Source organism: Dyella sp. 01L423, from assembly GCF_056399945.1.
Window position 1 is genome coordinate 171,036 of the sequence record NZ_JBFTSI010000007.1, and the last position, 16,962, is coordinate 187,997.

Annotated in this window: 19 protein-coding genes; 14 read left to right on the forward strand and 5 right to left on the reverse strand. The window is 65.5% G+C overall.

Features of this window, described 5'->3' with window-relative positions; all coding sequences use genetic code 11:
• Positions 1–59 precede the first annotated feature (59 nt).
• From leuD to ilvA, 7 genes are all read left to right on the forward strand, one after another.
• A complete protein-coding gene (gene leuD / locus AC1DMY_RS18075; RefSeq protein ID WP_477166253.1) occupies positions 60–644 on the forward strand; it encodes a 3-isopropylmalate dehydratase small subunit in 585 nt (194 codons plus the stop codon).
• On the forward strand, positions 641–1,738 hold the full coding sequence (gene leuB, locus AC1DMY_RS18080; protein WP_477166254.1) for a 3-isopropylmalate dehydrogenase: 1,098 nt from the start codon (positions 641–643) through the stop codon (positions 1,736–1,738). Before leuD ends, leuB begins: the two co-directional genes overlap by 4 nt.
• 165 nt (positions 1,739–1,903) lie before the next feature.
• Positions 1,904–3,622, forward strand: a complete 1,719-nt coding sequence (ilvD, locus tag AC1DMY_RS18085) for a dihydroxy-acid dehydratase (protein ID WP_477166255.1) — start codon at positions 1,904–1,906, stop codon at positions 3,620–3,622.
• Positions 3,619–4,632, forward strand: a complete 1,014-nt coding sequence (gene ilvC / locus AC1DMY_RS18090; RefSeq protein WP_477166256.1) for a ketol-acid reductoisomerase — start codon at positions 3,619–3,621, stop codon at positions 4,630–4,632. Before ilvD ends, ilvC begins: the two co-directional genes overlap by 4 nt.
• 308 nt (positions 4,633–4,940) lie before the next feature.
• On the forward strand, positions 4,941–6,782 hold the full coding sequence (gene ilvB, locus AC1DMY_RS18095) for a biosynthetic-type acetolactate synthase large subunit (RefSeq protein WP_477166257.1): 1,842 nt from the start codon (positions 4,941–4,943) through the stop codon (positions 6,780–6,782).
• Positions 6,783–6,916: 134 nt separating this feature from the next.
• Positions 6,917–7,159 (forward strand): acetolactate synthase small subunit, encoded by a 243-nt coding sequence (gene ilvN / locus AC1DMY_RS18100; protein ID WP_477166258.1) that lies wholly within the window; start codon positions 6,917–6,919, stop codon positions 7,157–7,159.
• Complete coding sequence (ilvA, locus tag AC1DMY_RS18105; RefSeq protein ID WP_477166259.1) at positions 7,156–8,718, forward strand: threonine ammonia-lyase, biosynthetic; 1,563 nt, start codon at positions 7,156–7,158, stop codon at positions 8,716–8,718. The genes ilvN and ilvA overlap by 4 nt, the downstream gene beginning before the upstream one ends.
• 94 nt (positions 8,719–8,812) lie before the next feature.
• Here the strand turns inward: ilvA and AC1DMY_RS18110 are convergent, their stop codons facing one another.
• Positions 8,813–9,169: a VOC family protein gene (locus AC1DMY_RS18110; RefSeq protein ID WP_477166260.1), complete on the reverse strand. Its 357-nt coding sequence runs from the start codon at positions 9,167–9,169 to the stop codon at positions 8,813–8,815.
• 127 nt (positions 9,170–9,296) lie between these two features.
• Between AC1DMY_RS18110 and ubiA the strand changes: the two genes are divergently transcribed.
• The 4 genes from ubiA to AC1DMY_RS18130 all read left to right on the forward strand — a co-directional run bounded on the left by ubiA (position 9,297) and on the right by AC1DMY_RS18130 (position 12,715).
• Positions 9,297–10,322, forward strand: a complete 1,026-nt coding sequence (gene ubiA, locus AC1DMY_RS18115; RefSeq protein ID WP_477166261.1) for a 4-hydroxybenzoate octaprenyltransferase — start codon at positions 9,297–9,299, stop codon at positions 10,320–10,322.
• Between the two features lie 190 nt (positions 10,323–10,512).
• The gene (locus AC1DMY_RS18120; protein ID WP_477166262.1) at positions 10,513–10,941 is read left to right on the forward strand and encodes a YciI family protein; all 429 of its coding nucleotides are present in this window, start codon (positions 10,513–10,515) and stop codon (positions 10,939–10,941) included.
• Positions 10,942–10,961: 20 nt separating this feature from the next.
• The gene (locus AC1DMY_RS18125) at positions 10,962–11,384 is read left to right on the forward strand and encodes a VOC family protein (RefSeq protein ID WP_477166263.1); all 423 of its coding nucleotides are present in this window, start codon (positions 10,962–10,964) and stop codon (positions 11,382–11,384) included.
• 65 nt (positions 11,385–11,449) lie between these two features.
• On the forward strand, positions 11,450–12,715 hold the full coding sequence (locus AC1DMY_RS18130; RefSeq protein ID WP_477166264.1) for an RNA polymerase sigma factor: 1,266 nt from the start codon (positions 11,450–11,452) through the stop codon (positions 12,713–12,715).
• Between the two features lie 6 nt (positions 12,716–12,721).
• Here the strand turns inward: AC1DMY_RS18130 and AC1DMY_RS18135 are convergent, their stop codons facing one another.
• The gene (locus AC1DMY_RS18135; protein ID WP_477166265.1) at positions 12,722–12,859 is read right to left on the reverse strand and encodes a hypothetical protein; all 138 of its coding nucleotides are present in this window, start codon (positions 12,857–12,859) and stop codon (positions 12,722–12,724) included.
• A gap of 2 nt (positions 12,860–12,861) precedes the next feature.
• Entirely contained in the window at positions 12,862–13,278 is a 417-nt protein-coding gene (locus AC1DMY_RS18140; protein WP_477166266.1) for a hypothetical protein, read from the reverse strand.
• 191 nt (positions 13,279–13,469) lie between these two features.
• Here AC1DMY_RS18140 and AC1DMY_RS18145 point away from each other — a divergent pair, with 191 nt between their 5' ends.
• Positions 13,470–14,321, forward strand: coding sequence for a DoxX family membrane protein (locus tag AC1DMY_RS18145; protein WP_477166267.1), 852 nt, complete (start codon positions 13,470–13,472; stop codon positions 14,319–14,321).
• Here the strand turns inward: AC1DMY_RS18145 and AC1DMY_RS18150 are convergent.
• Positions 14,306–14,650 carry a carboxymuconolactone decarboxylase family protein gene (locus AC1DMY_RS18150; RefSeq protein WP_477166268.1) on the reverse strand — a complete coding sequence of 115 codons (345 nt, stop codon included), beginning with the start codon at positions 14,648–14,650 and terminating at the stop codon, positions 14,306–14,308. The genes AC1DMY_RS18145 and AC1DMY_RS18150 overlap by 16 nt on opposite strands.
• A 217-nt stretch (positions 14,651–14,867) precedes the next feature.
• On the opposite strand from AC1DMY_RS18150, the gene AC1DMY_RS18155 reads away from it, so the two are divergent.
• Both AC1DMY_RS18155 and AC1DMY_RS18160 read left to right on the forward strand, forming a co-directional pair.
• On the forward strand, positions 14,868–15,485 hold the full coding sequence (locus AC1DMY_RS18155) for a PAS domain-containing protein (protein WP_477166269.1): 618 nt from the start codon (positions 14,868–14,870) through the stop codon (positions 15,483–15,485).
• Between the two features lie 238 nt (positions 15,486–15,723).
• Positions 15,724–16,236: a DUF5615 family PIN-like protein gene (locus AC1DMY_RS18160; RefSeq protein WP_477166270.1), complete on the forward strand. Its 513-nt coding sequence runs from the start codon at positions 15,724–15,726 to the stop codon at positions 16,234–16,236.
• Here AC1DMY_RS18160 and AC1DMY_RS18165 read toward each other — a convergent pair.
• On the reverse strand, positions 16,233–16,955 hold the full coding sequence (locus AC1DMY_RS18165) for a ComF family protein (RefSeq protein WP_477166271.1): 723 nt from the start codon (positions 16,953–16,955) through the stop codon (positions 16,233–16,235). The genes AC1DMY_RS18160 and AC1DMY_RS18165 overlap by 4 nt on opposite strands.
• Between the last annotated feature and the right edge of the window lie 7 nt (positions 16,956–16,962).

A 16,962-nucleotide genomic window follows, 5' to 3' on the forward strand; every position in this document is an offset into this window, starting at 1 on the left:
CCTTCGGGGCACCTTCTCCCCCGAGGGGAGAAGGGACTTTGTCCTTCGGAGGTTTTTTAATGCGCCCGATCACCCGCCTCCACTCCCGTACTGCCGTGCTGCCGGACGAGAACATCGACACCGACCGCATCATTCCAGCGCGCTTCCTCACCACCACCGAGCGCGCCGGCCTGGGCAAGCTGTGCTTCAACGATTGGCGCTACCAAGCCGACGGCAGCGACAACCCGGCCTTCCCGCTTAACCAGCCGCAAGCGCGTGGCTGCTCCATCCTCGTCGCCGGTCGCAATTTCGGCTGCGGTTCGTCACGCGAACACGCGCCGTGGGCGTTGCTGGACTACGGGATTCACGCCGTGCTTTGCAGTGAGATCGCGGACATCTTCCGCAACAACGCGCTGAAGAATGGCCTGCTCGCCATCGTGCTGGATGAAGCCGAGCACCGCTGGCTGCTGGAACACCCAGGCATCGAGCTGTCCATCGACGTGAAGGAACAAGTGATCGCCTTGCCCGACGGCGGCCACATCCGCTTTCAGCTCGAAGCATTCGCACGTCACTGCCTGCTCAACGGCGTCGACCAGCTGGGTTATCTGCAACACCACGCCGACGCCATCACTGCCTACGAACAACGCACGGAGAAAGCCGCATGAGAGCGCACATCGTCACCCTGCCCGGCGACGGCGTCGGCCCCGAAGTCACCGCAGCGGCCGTGGCCGTACTCGATGCCGTCGCGGCGCACTATGACCATCACTTCCATTTCGAAGAACACCTGATCGGCGGCTGCGCCATCGACGCGACCGGCGAACCGCTGCCCACCGCGTCGCTGGAAGCTTGCAAGTCCGCCGACGCCGTGTTGCTCGGTGCGGTGGGTGGGCCCAAGTGGTCCGATCCCAATGCGCCGGTGCGTCCTGAACAGGGATTGCTGGCGTTGCGTGCAGCACTGGGCGTGTATGCGAATCTTCGTCCGCTGCAGGTGCACCCTGCGCTGGCAGCCTTGTCGCCGCTGAAAAACGAAAAGCTGAAGAACGTCGACGTGCTGTTCGTGCGCGAACTCACCGGCGGCGCGTACTTCGGTGCGAAGACGCGCACCATCGATACCGCCATCGACGAATGCAAATACACCGTGGCGGAAGTCGAGCGCGTGACGCGTCGCGCGTTTCAGCTGGCGCGCGAGCGCCGCAAGCACGTCACTTCGGTGGACAAGGCCAACGTGCTCGAAACCTCGCGACTGTGGCGCACCACCGTGCAGCGCATCGCCAACGAGTTCCCTGACGTGAAGCTGGAACACCAGCTGGTCGATTCGATGGCCATGCTGTTGCTCACCCAGCCGGGCAAGTACGACGTGGTGGTCACCGAGAACCTGTTCGGCGACATCCTCACCGACGAAGCCGCCGCGCTGGCCGGCTCGCTGGGCTTGCTGCCTTCGGCCTCGCTGGGCGAAGGCAAGGGTGGACTGTATGAGCCCATCCACGGTTCCGCGCCGGATATCGCCGGCCAGGGCGTGGCCAATCCCATCGGCGCGATTCTTTCCACCGCGATGCTGCTGCGCCATTCGCTGGGGCTGGAAGAAGAAGCAAGCACGGTGGAAGCGGCCGTGGCCGAAGTGCTGGAGCGCGGGCCGCATACCCGCGACATCGGCGGCGACGCCGGCACCCAACAGGTACTGGAGGCGGTATTGGCCGCCATCGACGAACACGCCTGCAACGCGGCAGCCTTTCTTCGCTGGGGGCGAGCATGCGGTTAAGCCTCGCCAAGTCATCGCCCTCCCCCTCACCGTCATCCCAGCGAACGCTGGGATCCAGTGACTTCTGCCTGGCAAAAAGGCGCTGGATTCCAGCTTCCGCTGGAATGACGGCTGTTTTGTTGGCGCTCGCAGTGCCTACAGAGTTCTTTTCACCGGAATGCATCCATGCGCAGTGACCTGATCAAGACCGGCCCCGACCGTGCCCCCGCGCGCGCCATGCTGCGCGCTACCGGGCTGGACGACGAAGCGATCGCCAAGCCGCTGGTAGCCGTGGTGCACACCTGGTCCAACGTCAGCCCGTGCAACCTCAATCTGCGAGAGCTGGCCGAACATGTCGCCGACGGCATCCGCGCCGCGGGCGGCACGCCGGTGGAGTTCAACACCATCGCGGTGACCGACGGCATCGCCATGGGCACGCCCGGCATGCGCGCCTCGCTGATCAGCCGCGAGGTAATCACCGATTCGATCGAGCTGGCCGTCGATGGCCATTGCCTCGATGCGATGGTGGTGCTGTGTGGCTGCGACAAGACCATTCCTGCCGCTGCGATGGCGATGGCGCGACTCAACATCCCGGCAGTCGCGATGTACGGCGGCACTATCGCGCACGGCACGCATGACAATCATCCCATCACCATCCAGCAAGTGTTCGAGGCGGTGGGTGCGCATGGCGCGGGCAAGATCAGCGATGAGGAACTCACCTCGGTCGAACGCGATGCCTGTCCCGGCGCGGGCGCCTGCGGCGGCCAGTTCACCGCCAACACCATGGCGATGGTGCTGTCCACGCTAGGCCTGTCGCCGCTGGGCTTCAACGACATTCCCGCCACGCATCCAGCGAAAGCGGTGGCCGCACGCCGTTGCGGCGAGCTGGTGATGGAGTGCCTGAAAGCAAACCGCACGCCACGCGAACTGCTCACCGAAACCGCGTTCCGCAATGCCGCGCGCATGGTCGCCGCCACCGCCGGCTCCACCAACGCCGTGCTGCACCTGCTCGCCATTGCGCGTGAAGCGGGCACGCCGTGGACGCTGGAGGATTTCGAGCCTGCATCCAAACACACGCCGGTGATTGCCGACCTCTTGCCCGGCGGTCGTTACACCGCTGTGGAAATGTTCGGCGCCGGCGGCAGCGCGCGCGTGGCGGAAGAACTGATCGCCGCGGGCATGCTGATCGATGCACCCACAGTCACCGGCCGCAGCCTGTTTGACGAAGTCGCCGCGGCACCGCGAGCTGAAACGCAGGACGTGGTGCATCCGGTGTCAAAGCCACTGAAGCCGCGCGGCGGCTATTCCATCCTCTACGGCAATCTCGCGCCGGAAGGTTGCATTCTCAAACTCGCCGGCAAGGGTGCCAACCACTTCGAAGGACGCGCCCGCGTGTTCGAAAGCGAGGAGCAGGCCTTTGCCGCCGTGCAGGGCGGCAACATCGAGAAGGGCGACGTCATCGTGATCCGCAACGAAGGCCCGGCGGGCGGCCCCGGCATGCGCGAGATGCTGGGCGTGACTGCCGCGCTGATCGGCCGCGGCCTGGGCGACGACGTGGCGTTGATCACCGATGGCCGTTTCTCCGGCGCCACCCACGGCTACATGGTCGGCCATATCGCACCGGAAGCGGCGCGCGGCGGCCCGATCGCGCTGCTGCATGAGGGCGATCGCATCCGCATCGACGCCGAATCGCGCCAGATAAGCACCACCGCCGACCTCGCCTCTCGTCGCGCCAGCTGGCAACCGCCTGCACCCAAGGTCACGCGCGGCGCCATGGCCAAGTACGTCGCACTGGTGGGCTCCGCTTCTGAAGGAGCCACCACGCAACCCATCGCATCACGCAGTCCATCCGCCTCTGTTTCCCGACACGTCAACGAAGACACGAACGCAGGAGTTACCGCATGAGCAACAACAACGACACGCTGGCCAAGGCCCGCATCGCCGTCCTTGGCTTTGGCAGCCAGGGCCGTGCCCACGCACTCAACCTGCGCGACTCCGGTCTGGACGTGGTGGTTGGCCTGCGCAAGGGTGGCCCCTCGTGGGAGAAGGCGCGCGCCGAGGGTTTCACCGTGGCCGAGCCGGGCGAGGCGGTGAAGGACGCCGACCTGGTCGCTGTGCTCACGCCGGACATGGTGCAGCCGCAGCTGTATCGCGAGCACATCGAACCGAACATCAAGCCGGGCGCCGCCCTGCTGTTCGCGCACGGCTTCAACGTGCACTTCAAGCAGATCGATCCGCGCGCCGACATCGACGTGATCCTGGTGGCGCCGAAGGGCCCGGGTGCGCTGGTGCGCCGCGAATATGAGATCGGTCGCGGCGTGCCCAGCATCTGGGCCGTGCACCAGGATGTCAGCGGCCACGCGGAAGCCCGGGCCAAGGCTTATGCCGATGGCATCGGCGGCGGTCGCGCGCTGCTGATCAAGACCGACTTCAAGGAAGAGACCGAGACCGATCTGTTCGGCGAACAGGCCGTGCTGTGCGGCGGCGCTAGCTCGCTGGTGCAAGCCGGCTTCGAAACTCTCGTAGAGGCCGGTTACCAGCCTGAGATCGCCTATTACGAAGTGCTGCACGAATTGAAGCTGATCGTGGATCTGTTCTACGAAGGCGGCATTGCGCGCATGCTGGAGTTCGTCTCCGAAACGGCGCAGTACGGCGACTACGTGAGCGGCCCGCGCGTGATCGATGCCGGCACCAAGGCGCGCATGAAGGACGTGCTCACCGATATCCAGGACGGCACCTTCGCGCGCAACTGGATCGCCGAGTACCAGGCCGGCTTGCCGAACTACAAGAAGTTCAAGCAGGCGGACCTGGAACATCCGGTGGAGCAGGTCGGCGCCAAGCTGCGTGCGCGCATGCCGTGGCTGCAGGCGAACGCGCCCAAGGCGTCGGCTGAGCCGCTGAAGAAAGTGGGTTGATGCCCTGCCCGTCATTCCTGCGAAAGCAGGAATCCAGCGTCTTTTGACGCGAGGAAGTGAGCCAAAAGCACTGGATCCCTGCTTTCGCAGGGATGACGAGCTAAAGAGTTTTCGGCAGCGTCAAAGGTTGTTGTTCGACTTAAGAGGGGTGCTTATCCCGCAAGCATGCAAGACCCTTCCTGGCCCTCCCCCGATGTTTGGGGGGAGGGCACTTTTCCAACCAACTCGACCCGCCGATCCATCGGCGAATCCAGGGGAACCCGACCATCGTGAACTTGCCACTGCAACGTGCTCTTGAAAGTCGCGACATGCCCGCATCGACGCATGCGCTCGCCGGCCAGACCATGAGCGGTGCAGAAGTCGTCGTACAGGTGTTGGCCGATGAAGGCGTCGACGTGCTGTTCGGCTATTCGGGTGGTGCCATTTTGCCGGTGTACGACGCAGTATTCCGATTCAATGCCACGCACTTGTCGCCGATGGGCGGCGAGCCGATGCCGTTGATCGTGCCCGCCAACGAGCAGGGTGCGGGCTTCATGGCGGCCGGCTATGCGCGCGCTTCCGGCAAGGTGGGCGTGGCCATCGTCACCTCCGGGCCAGGCGCCACCAATATGGTTACGCCGGTGCGCGATGCGATGTCCGACTCCGTGCCGATGGTGGTGATCTGCGGCCAGGTTCCGACCGGGGCGCTCGGCAGCGATGCCTTCCAGGAAGCGCCGGTCAGCAACATCATGAGCCCCTGCGCCAAGCACGTGTTTCTGCTCACCGATCCCTCGCGGCTCGAAATCACTTTGCGCACGGCGTTTGAGATCGCGCGCAGTGGTCGTCCCGGCCCAGTGGTCGTGGACATTCCCAAGGATGTGCAGAACAGTTCGCTCACCTTCGCCGGCGAAGGCAGCTTGCCCATCCCCGGCTACCGCGCCCGCCAGCACGCCATTCAAAATGCCCGGGTGGAAGATGCCCAATGCGCGGCCTTTTTCGAGGCGCTGGCCAAGGCGAAGCGGCCGCTGATCTACGCCGGCGGCGGCATCATCGCCAGCGAGTCGTCGGCCACACTGCGTGCCTTCGTCAAACAGTTCGGCCTCCCCGTGACGACTACCCTGATGGGCATCGGCGCGATCGACACCACCGATCCGCTCGCGCTGCATATGCTCGGCATGCACGGCACTGCCTATGCCAACTACGCCGTGGACGACTGCGATTTCCTGCTGGCGCTGGGCGCCCGCTTCGACGATCGCGTGGCCAGCGTGCCTGAGCGCTTCGCGCCGCATGCGCGTTTCATCGCACAGATCGACATCGACCCAGCCGAGATCGGCAAGGTGAAGTTGGTGGACTGGCACCATCATGGCGACCTCGACGCCACGCTGTCGCGCCTGCAGCAGTACGGCATCCGTCACGGCCTGCACTTCGCGAACGACGGGCGTTATGCGGACTGGCACGCCCACATCGCCGCGCTCAAGCACACCCATGCGCTGAACTATGACCGCGACAGCGCGTTGATCCAGCCGCAGGCGGTGATCCAGGCCATCAACGAACATACGCAGGGCCGCGCCGTGATCAGCACGGGCGTGGGCCAGCACCAGATGTGGGCTGCGCAATATTTCGATTTCCGCGAGCCGCGTCATTGGCTCACCTCGGGCTCCATGGGCACCATGGGTTTTGGCTTGCCCGCCGCCATTGGCGCGCAGTTCGCGCGGCGAGACACCGTGGTGATCGACATCGACGGGGACGCCAGCATCCGCATGAACCTGGGCGAGCTGGAAACCGTCACCACCTATGGGCTGCCGGTGAAGGTCGTGGTGCTCAACAACATCGGCGACGGCATGGTGCGCCAGTGGCAGAAGCTGTTCTTCCGCGGCCGCTTCGCCTCGTCCGACAAGAGCCTGCACAAGAAGGACTTCATCAAGGCTGCGCAGGCTGATGGTTTCGAATGGGCGAAGCGCTTGGAGGACAGGGCGGAACTGGCGGAGACGATCGCGGACTTTCTTGCCTTCGATGGTCCGGCGTTTCTTGAAGTGATGATCGATCCGGATGCCGGTGTGTATCCGATGGTCGGGCCCGGTGCGACGTATGCGCAGATGATCACCGGCGATTTCATTCCGTCACGAGTGGCGCCGGCGACGGACGGCGACGCCGCATCGGACATGTTTTGATCGTCGTTCCAGCGAAAGCTGGAACCTGGCGCCTTTCAGCCTTACAAGGCGCTGGATGACCAGCCATCGGCTGTTGATAAACCGTCTCCAGCTTTCGCTGGAATGACGGATGGGCGGTGATACGGGGAACATCAATGAAACACACACTATCCATCCTGCTTCAAAACGAATCCGGCGCCCTGATGCGCGTGGCCGGCCTGTTCGCCGCGCGCCATTGCAATATCGACACGCTCACCGTCGCCGCCACCGAAGATCCGGCCGTATCGCAACTCACCCTGGTGCTGCACGGAGCGGACGCCACCGTCGAGCAGATCATCAAGCAGACGCGCAAACTGGTGGATGTGATCGAGGTAAGTCACCCGCTCGCCGCGCCATGAATGCGCTTGCTGCCACGCTCGAGATCGACCCGCTGAGCGAGCACGAACTGTTGCGCCAGACGGTGGGTGCGCGCGTCTACGACGTAGCGCGCGAAACCGCGTTGGAACCGGCAACGCTGCTGTCCACGCGACTGGGCCAGCAAGTCTTGCTCAAGCGCGAGGACCAGCAGCCGGTTTTTTCGTTCAAACTGCGCGGTGCCTATAACCGCATGTGTCAGCTGGATACGACGCAACGCGCACGTGGCGTGATCGCCGCCTCCGCGGGCAACCATGCCCAAGGGGTGGCGCTGGCAGCGGCGCGGCTCGGCGTCCACGCGGTCATCGTGATGCCGGTCACGGCGCCCCAGGTCAAGGTGGACGCCGTACGCCGCTTTGGTGGCGAACACGTAGATGTCGTGCTGACCGGCGACTCCTATAGCGATGCGCAAGCCGCGGCGGCACGACTGCAGCACGAACACGGCTACACCTTCGTCCATCCCTTCGACGATCCCGCCGTGATCGCCGGGCAGGCCACCGTGGGCATGGAAATCCTGCGCCAGCATCCGGGACCGCTGCACGCGATCTTCGTGCCGGTCGGCGGTGGCGGCCTGCTCGCAGGCGTGGCGGCTTATGTAAAAGCGTTGCGACCGGACGTGAAAGTGATCGGCGTGCAGACCTGTGATTCGGACGCGATGCTGCAATCGCTGCAGGCGGGCGCGCCGGTGTCGCTGCCGGAAGTCGGGCTGTTCGCCGATGGCACGGCGGTGAAGCGCGTAGGCGATCTCACCTTTGCGCTGTGCCAGCGCCATGTGGACGCGATGCTGCGAGTAGACACGGACGCGATCTGCGCGGCCATCCGCGATGTCTTCCAGGACACCCGCAGCGTGCCCGAACCCGCCGGCGCGCTCGCGCTGGCAGGGCTCAAGCAATACGTCGCCACGCACGGCGTCTCGGAACACCCGATGGTTGCCGTCGTCTCGGGCGCCAACCTCAACTTCGACCGGCTGCGCTTTGTGGCCGAGCGCGCGGAAGTGGGCGAGCAGCGGGAAGCGGTATTCGCGGTGACCATCCCCGAGGAACGCGGCAGCTTCCGCCGTTTCTGCGAGGCGCTGGATCAGCGCAGCATCACGGAATTCAACTACCGCATCGGCAATGCCAGCGAGGCGCATATCTTCGTCGGCGTGCAGACCGCGCATGGCGATGAGCGCGAAACGCTGATCGATGCATTCCGTGCGCACGGTTTCGGCGTTCTGGATCTCACCGACGACGAGCTCGCCAAGCTGCATCTGCGCCACATGATAGGTGGCAGCTCACCACTGGCCAGCGACGAGCAGCTGTTCCGCTTCGAGTTCCCCGAACGCCCGGGCGCGCTGACGCGCTTTCTGGGTCATATGCATCCGGACTGGAATATCAGCCTGTTCCATTACCGCAACCAGGGCGCGGATTACGGGCGCATCCTGGTCGGTATTCAGGTGCCGCCGGATGAACGCCTCCTGTTTCAAGCGTTTCTGGACACGCTCGGTTACCCATTTCGCGATGAAAGCGAAAACCCGGCGTATCGGTTGTTGTTGAGGGAATGAGGCAGGCCAGTCGCGCGCAGGGTGCGCTCCCACAGGGAGCCCTCAGGGAGCTGGATCCTCCTGTGGGAGCGCACCCTGTGCGCGACGCTCTCCGTCACGGCTCAACCACCTCCAGCTCAAACACATGGTTGTCGTAATCGCTGAAATACAGCGCCGTATCCTCGCGGGCCATCTGATAATCCAGCGCCAGCTCGTCCATGCGCCGCGCGCAATCGAGCTGCTCCTGCTTGGTCACGGCGAACGCGATGTGGTCGCCGTTGCGTGATGCGGGGCCTTGACCGCGGATCAGGGCAAACTCCAGCCCCGCCAGCGCCACGATGACCTCGGCATGGTTATCGGCCGGGTCCTCTTCGCGCAGGATGCGCGCATCCTCGAACACGCCGGTCAAAAGGTGGGCGGTGCGCGTGGGGTGGGCAACGATCAGGGCGACGTGGCTCAGGGCTTTGGGCACGGGCTCAGCTCCGGTCGGGAAAGTTGAAAGTTTAGGCCGCTTTGTGACCGTGTTGCGACAACACGCGCCCTGCAAACCGGCGCTGCGTCACGCTACCCATGACGGTGGGCCACGCTACACTTGATGGATGGCTCCTACTTCCCGCAAGCGCCAGCGGCGCAACCTGCCGACCACGAATACACCGCGTCCGCGCCCCGCCGTGGGCCCCAAGCCGACGCGCACCGCACAGCCGGCGGATAGTTCCTCCCGCGCGACGCGCGTGCTCGACTGGTTGCTGCAACGCTTGCCGGCGCCCTATCGCAGCAAGGCGCGCGACTATCTGGTGCTGACCCGCATGGATCGCCCGATCGGCGCGCTGCTCCTGCTGTGGCCGACCTGGTGGGCGCTGTGGCTGGCGGCCTCGGATTTCCCGCCGCTGAAGCTGCTGGTCATCTTCACACTGGGCGTGTTCTCGATGCGCGCGGCCGGTTGCGCCATCAACGATTTCGCCGACCGCAAGCTCGATCCCCAGGTGGAACGGACCGCGGGGCGGCCCATCGCCGCGGGGCGCGTGACGCCGCGCGAGGCCTTGATCTTGTTCGCCAGCCTGCTGGTGTTCTCGTTCGTGCTGGTGCTGTTCACCAACAAGCTCACCATCTGGCTGTCCTTCGCAGGCGCCGGGCTGGCGGCGATCTATCCGTTCACCAAGCGCTACACGCACCTGCCGCAGGTCGTGCTGGGCGCGGCGTTTGGCTGGGCCATCCCGATGGCGTTCGCGGCCGTGATGAATACCGTGCCGCCGGTGGGCTGGCTGCTGTTCATCGCCAACATCATCTGGTCGGTGGTGTACGACACCCAATACGCCATGGTGGACCGTGACGAGGACATCAAGGCCGGCGCCAAGTCCACCGCCATCCTGTTTGGCGACGCGGACCTGCCCATCCTGGGCATCCTGATGGCCACCTTCCTGCTGGCCATGCTGCTGGTGGGCCAACGCGCCACGCTGGGGTGGCCCTACTGGCTGGGCCTGCTGGTGGCCGCCGGCCTGTTCGGCTGGCAGATGTGGCGCATCCGCAGCCACGACCGTGCCGCCTGCCTGTGGGCCTTCCGCAACAACAACTGGCTGGGTATGGCGGTGTGGATCGGCATCGTGCTGGCGCTGGCGTTCCGCTAAGCCGCCTCACCCCTCTTCCCCTGTGCGCGACAGCCCGCCGCCGCGGCGGCGGGCGAGGTTGCGTCGCGCACAGGGTGCGCTCCCACAGGGGATATCCACATGGCTTGCAACTTCCCCCGCCTACCCTGTCGATTCCACGCGGGATCGTTCGTCGTGTGCATAAGAGCCACACCACGACAGGAGCAAGCACATGCGATTCGTAGCCATGGTCAGGGCCACCCGGGCCTCCGAAGCCGGCGAGATGCCGAGCGAGAAACTGCTGACCGAAATGACCCGCTTCAACGAGGAGCTGGTCAAGGCCGGGGTGATGCTGGCCGGCGAGGGCCTGCACCCCAGCAGGAGCGGTGCGCGCGTGCGCTACGAGGGCGATAAGCGCACCGTCATCGACGGCCCGTTTACGGAAACCAAGGAGTTGATCGCCGGTTTCTGGGTGCTGCAGCTGAGCTCGCTGGAAGAAGCCATCGAGTGGATGAAGCGCGCACCCAATCCGTTCGAGGACGGCGCCTCGGAGATCGAGATCCGCCGCGTGTTCGAAGCGGAGGATTTCGGCGACGCATTCACGCCCGAGGCACGCGAACTCGAAGCCCAGCAGCGCGCCCGCATGGGCGATCCACACTGAAACCGCCAGGAGACGTAGCCATGCTGATCCAGCCATACCTGTTCTTCGACGGCCGCTGCGAGGAAGCCCTCGCTTTCTACGGCAAGGCCGTGGGCGCGCAGGTGCAAACGCTGATGCGATTCAAGGACAGCCCCGAACAGCCGGGCGACCAGGCCGCCGGCCCACGCCCGCCGCATGGCGAGAAAATCATGCACGCCTCGATGCGGATTGGCGAGTCGCTGGTCAATGCATCGGACGGCGAATGCGGCGGCGCGCCGGATTTTCGCGGCTTCTCGCTGGTGATCAACGCCAAGGACGATAGCGAGGCCAAGCGCTCGTTCGAGGCCCTGCTGGAAGGCGGCGGCGAGGTGGCCATGCCGCTGTCCAAGACGTTCTTTGCCTCGAGCTTCGGCATGCTGCGCGATCGCTTTGGTGTGCACTGGATGGTGATGTCGCCGCCCTGATTCGGACGGCGGCATGGTGCGCGCGAACTTGCGCCGTCAGCGGCATGGTGTTGTGATCGGCGGCCATGACGGCCACCGACATCCATCGCACTATCGAAGCGGTCTGGCGCATGGAATCGCCGCGACTGATCGCCGGTCTCGCCCGCATCGTCCGCGACGTGGGCGTGGCCGAGGAAATGGCGCAGGACGCGCTGGTCACGGCGCTGGAGCAGTGGCCGCAGACCGGCGTGCCGCGCAATCCCGGCGCCTGGCTGATGACCACCGCCAAGCACCGCGCGATCGACCAGATGCGGCGCCACGCGCTGCATCGTCGCAAGGAAGGGGAACTGACGCGCGAGATCGAAGACCAGCTCGAACAATCCGTGGGAGACCCGGATGCCATGCTCGACAATCCGGTCGGTGATGATCTGCTCAGCCTGATATTCACGGCATGCCATCCGGTGCTGTCCACCGAGGCGCGCGTGGCGCTGACGCTGCGCCTGCTCGGCGGCCTGACCACCAGCGAGATCGCGCGCGCCTTCCTGGTGCCCGAACCCACCGTCGCGCAGCGCATCGTGCGCGCCAAACGCACGCTCAGCGAAGCGCAGGTACCGTTCGAAGTGCCGCGCGGCGAAGAACTCGCGCAGCGCCTCGCCTCGGTGCTGGAAGTGGTCTATCTGATCTTCAACGAAGGCTATGCGGCCACCTCGGGCAGCGACTGGATGCGGCCTGCGCTGTGCGAGGAAGCCATGCGCCTGGGCCGCGTGCTCGCCGGCCTGGCGCCGGCCGAAGCCGAGGTGCACGGGCTGGTGGCACTGATGGAAATCCAGGCGTCGCGCACGGCCGCACGACAAGGGCCGCACGGCGAGCCCATCCTGCTCGGCGAGCAGAACCGCGGACGCTGGGACCAACTGCTCATCCAACGTGGCCTGGCTGCGCTGCAACGCGCCGAGGCCCTGGGCGGCGCCGAGCGTCCATACACACTGCAGGCCGCGATCGCTGCGTGCCATGCGCGAGCGCGCACCGTGGAAGCTACCGACTGGTCGCGCATCGCCGCGCTCTACGACACGCTCGCACGCCGCCTGCCCTCGCCGGTGGTGGCACTCAATCGCGCGGTGGCGCACGCGCAGGCATTCGGCCCCGAGATCGGACTGAGCCTGGTGGATGCACTGCGCGACGAACCCCTGCTGCGCCACTATCACCTGTTGCCCAGCGTGCGCGGCGACCTGCTCGGCAAGCTGGGTCGGCACGCCGAAGCGCGCGGGGAATTCGAACGCGCCGCTTCGCTCACACGCAACGAGCGCGAGCGGGAGTTGCTGTTGCAGCGTGCGGCCGCCAGTAGCGCGGCCTGAGCGTGATCACTGGATGGCGTGCGGCGGAAAGCGCAGGACCAATCCAATGATCGCAGCGTAACCAAGCGCCGCCAGCAACAGGCTGAGCAGCACCACGAACACCAGCCGCAGTACACCTTTGGCAGCCCAGCCAAGCTTGTTCACGCCTACGCCTTGCACAGCCGATTGGCCCGATAAGCGTCAAGACTGGGCACCACGCCATACATGGTTTCGACGAACGCATTGCGCTCGTGCCACATCACTTCCATGTCCCACAGGCAAAACGAATAGCGCGAGAGATCCTCGACCCAGCCGGTGGCATCTTCCGCCGCCACCGCGATGAACATCTCGTTGTCGTTGCCCCACCAGCCGAGTACCAGATAGCGCGCCTGTGCCGCTTCGTGGCAGACAGCGAATGCCGGCGTTTCCGACCATGCGATGGGGCGCGCGCGCTTCATGGCCGCCATGCGCGGCAAATACCGCGAGATATCCACGGCGTCGTGGCCGACGGCAATCGTGTAGATCTTGATGCCGTCGGCGTCCGTGTCGGCAGGCAGGCTCACGATGGGACGGGGGCGATACATGGCCTTGGCTTCCTCTCTGGGCGATCGAAAGAACGGGGCTCGCCAGCGCATCATCGCACTCCATTGCGCCTGGGCGTATCTGCCGATTAAATGGCGCGGCGAGTTCCCGCGGGAGCCCGCGGCCGCTGGTCGGCCGTCCTCGCATCGAAGCGCAGTTCCCCCTCTGATCGTTCATCGTGAAGGAGCAAGGCATGGAACGTTCGTATCGGGCATCAACCACCGTGCTGGCAGGCGGCGACGCGTGGAGCCCCAGCGGCGCCGAACCCCTGGCGCAGGCACGCCTCTCCCAGCAGTGGCTGGCGCTCTGCATGATGTCGCTGGGCGCGCTGGGTTTCATCTATGGCGACGTCGCCATGGTGTGGCAACACCTGCCTATCGAGCACATGCCAGGGGCTCGGCCCATCGCCTATCTGTTTGCGCTGATCGAACTGGTGGCCGGCATCGGCCTGCTGCTGCGCAACTGGGCAAAGCCCGCATCGGTCTTGCTGGTGGTCTTCATGCTGGTGTGGACGGTGCTGCTCAAATTGCCCGCCGTGATCGTGGTGCCATCCATGGAAGCCACCTGGCTGGGCTTCGGCGAGATTGCAGTGATCTTCGCGGGCGCCTGGGTGCTGTTTGCCTGTCACATGGGGGAACGCAGCGGGTGGTTGCGTCACCTCACCGGACGACGCGGGGTGCGTGCGGCGCGCGTGGTGTTTGCGCTAGCGCTGCCGATGATCGGGCTGTCTCACTTTGTTTACAGCGAGCAGACGGCAGCGCTGATCCCGAGCTGGCTGCCGTATCCGCTCGGCTGGGCGTACTTCACCGGCGCCTGCAGCATCGCCACCTGCCTGGCGGTGTTGCTTGGCGTGCTGCCGCAGCTGGCGGCACGGCTCGAAGCGGCGATGCTATGGATCATCACCCTGCTGGTCTGGGTGCCTACGGTGATCGCCGCGCCCCACGACCGCACCGGCTGGACGGCGCTGGCGATCTCCGCCGCCATCGCATGCGGGGCCTGGGTAGTCTCCGATTCGTACCGGGCAGTCCCCTATCGTTCCGCCTGAAAGCTGTGGACCGCATCGAGCACGCGCGCTGAATACACCAGCGCCGCGCCGGCATTCATGGCCACCGCCACGCCCAGGGCTTCGGCAATTTCATCCTGGCTGGCGCCCTGTTTCAGCGCCTCAGCCGTATGCACGGTGATGCAGCCGTCGCAGCGGGTGGTGACAGCCACCGCCAGCGAAATCAGTTCGCGCGTCTTGGCGTCCAGGTGCCCGGTCTTGCTGCCGGCCGCGGACAGGGTCTGGTAGCCGGCCACCGTATCGGGACTCAGCTTGGCGATCTCGCCAATACGGCCGAGCAGCTGTTTGCGGTATTCAGGCCAATTCAGCATGACGCTCTCCTGGGGGTACAACACCCTCATGCTGCGCCCGATCGACGAGCGGCGTGAATAAGCCAGCATGGATACCACGATGGTTTGGTGCCGGACGGCCCGCGTCTTGCAGGTCGTCTGAAAAACCTCGACGAGTACGCGCGCGGGGCTTGGTATTGGCGACCCGTTCTGTTCGAATCGGAGTCACACGCGCACCGGGTGACTGAGGAAATCGCACATGCATCAAGCTGGGTTTGAAGGCGCCTTGTTCGCATCCATTGGCCTGTCTCCCCTTGCGACACTGGTGACCAACCCGCGCCTGCCGGATAACCCGATCGTTTGCGTCAATGCCGCGTTCTGCGAGCTCACCGGCTACCGGGAGGACGAAATCCTGGGACGAAATTGCCGTTTCCTGCAGGGCGCCGGCAGCGAGCCTGATCAACGCGCCTTGCTGCGCGACGCCATCGCCAACGGGCGACCCTCGCTGACCGTGCTCACCAATTACCGCAAAGACGGCACCGCGTTCCGCAATGCCGTGATGGTGGCGCCGCTGATCGGCGCCGACGGCAACGTCGAGTACTTCATCGGCTCGCAGATGGACGTCTCCGGCACGCCCGATCGCGCGCACAACCAGCGCATCGCCCATGCCTCGGCCCTGGTTGGCGCGCTCACGCCACGGCAAAAGCAGGTGCTGGAACACATGTCGCGCGGCATGCGCAACAAGCAGATCGGCGATCTGCTGGGCATCGAAGAGAAGACTGTGAAGATGCACCGCGCCAGCCTGCTCAAGCGACTGGGAGCGACCACCAGCGCCGATGCCATCCGTATTGCGATCGAGGCACGCAGTCCGCACTGACAACGTTGTCGTTTGCCGACCCTGGCCTAAAGGTCGTATTGCTGGGGTACCGATGCGAGCGTTAGAAAAGCACGGGGGAATCGCGATTCCGCGCATTCGTGCTGCGAGTGGCTTGCCACGCGGGATGACAGCGCACGACATTCCCACCGATCGCCGCGCCAGCGTCGCCGTTGCATGCACGCTACACACTGGTGGTCGGCCGTGCTTTGGAACGCAGCAAGCGGGGACGTGCAGCGTCATGTGGCGGGAACTCGAAGGTTCCAGGGATCGCAATGCGCCTGACGAAGGCAAGGTGGAAAGCCGCGCGCGGTTTCTCGTCGATGCGTCCTTTCCAACGCGTGGCGTTGAATTGCTGCGTTCGGCAGGCGCCCAGGTTTGGACGCCCGCCGACTGCGGCCTGGTCGATCAAACCGACGCTGCCCATGCCGCCTATGCGCGAGAGCGCGAACTGGTGTTGCTCACCTGCAATCCCGACTTTCTCGATCTGCAACGTTTTCCGCTGCAACATGGATCGGCCATCTTCGTGTTTCAATTCGGCAGCGGCTCGGTGAATGACCTGCGCCGTGCGCTGCGCTGTCTCGCGCCGGTTCTCGGCAGCAGCTGTTTCAGCGCAGGCTGCACGGTCGAGGCGAGCAGCACCGGCTGGGCCCGCTACCACTGTCCCGGCAACGGCACCCGCCAGCGCCGCAAGTACCGCCTCTGGCACGGCAAGCTGCAGGAGTGGATGGGCGAATCCTGCGAGACCGCCTAGGTTTTCGCCGCTGGCGCACGTGCCAGCGCCCAGACATCGACGCGTTGCACGCCTGCCCGCTTCAACACACGCGCGCATTCGCTCAGCGTTGCGCCGGTGGTCATCACGTCGTCAAACAGCGCCACGTGCGCCGGCCAGGTCGTGTGCGGTCGTGCGGTGAAGACGCCGCGCACGTTGCGGCGACGGGCCAGGGCGCCCAGCTCGGTTTGCGCCGGAGTGGCGCGCGAGCGCATCAAGGCATCGCGTTGGGACGCGGGACCGAGACGCTTCGCCAGGGGCTTCGCCAGTTCGATCGCTTGGTTGTAGCCACGCTCGCGCAGCCGGCCGACATGCAGCGGCACCGGCAGCAGCCACGCGGGCATCGTCGATGGTGGCGCTTCCCGCAACCACAGCGACGAGAGCACGCGGCCCGCGGCCAGGTCGGCGCCAAACTTGAAACGCGATTCCAGCCGGTCCAGTGGCCATGCATAACGGAATGGCACCCAAGCTGCATCCCAGGGCGGCGGACGGCGCTGGCATTGGCCGCATAGCGCGGCCGCTTGCGCCAGGGGCAGCGCGCAGCGTGCGCAACACGCCTGGTTGCGCGGAAGCTCGGCGGCACAGTGGCGGCACAGATCCAAACCGTCGTCGCCCTTGGCGCCACACAGCAGGCACCGATAAGGGAGAACAAAGCGTTGCAGTGCCCCGAGCAGGGGTCGCCAGAGTGCGGGCGCGTCCATGCGCAGC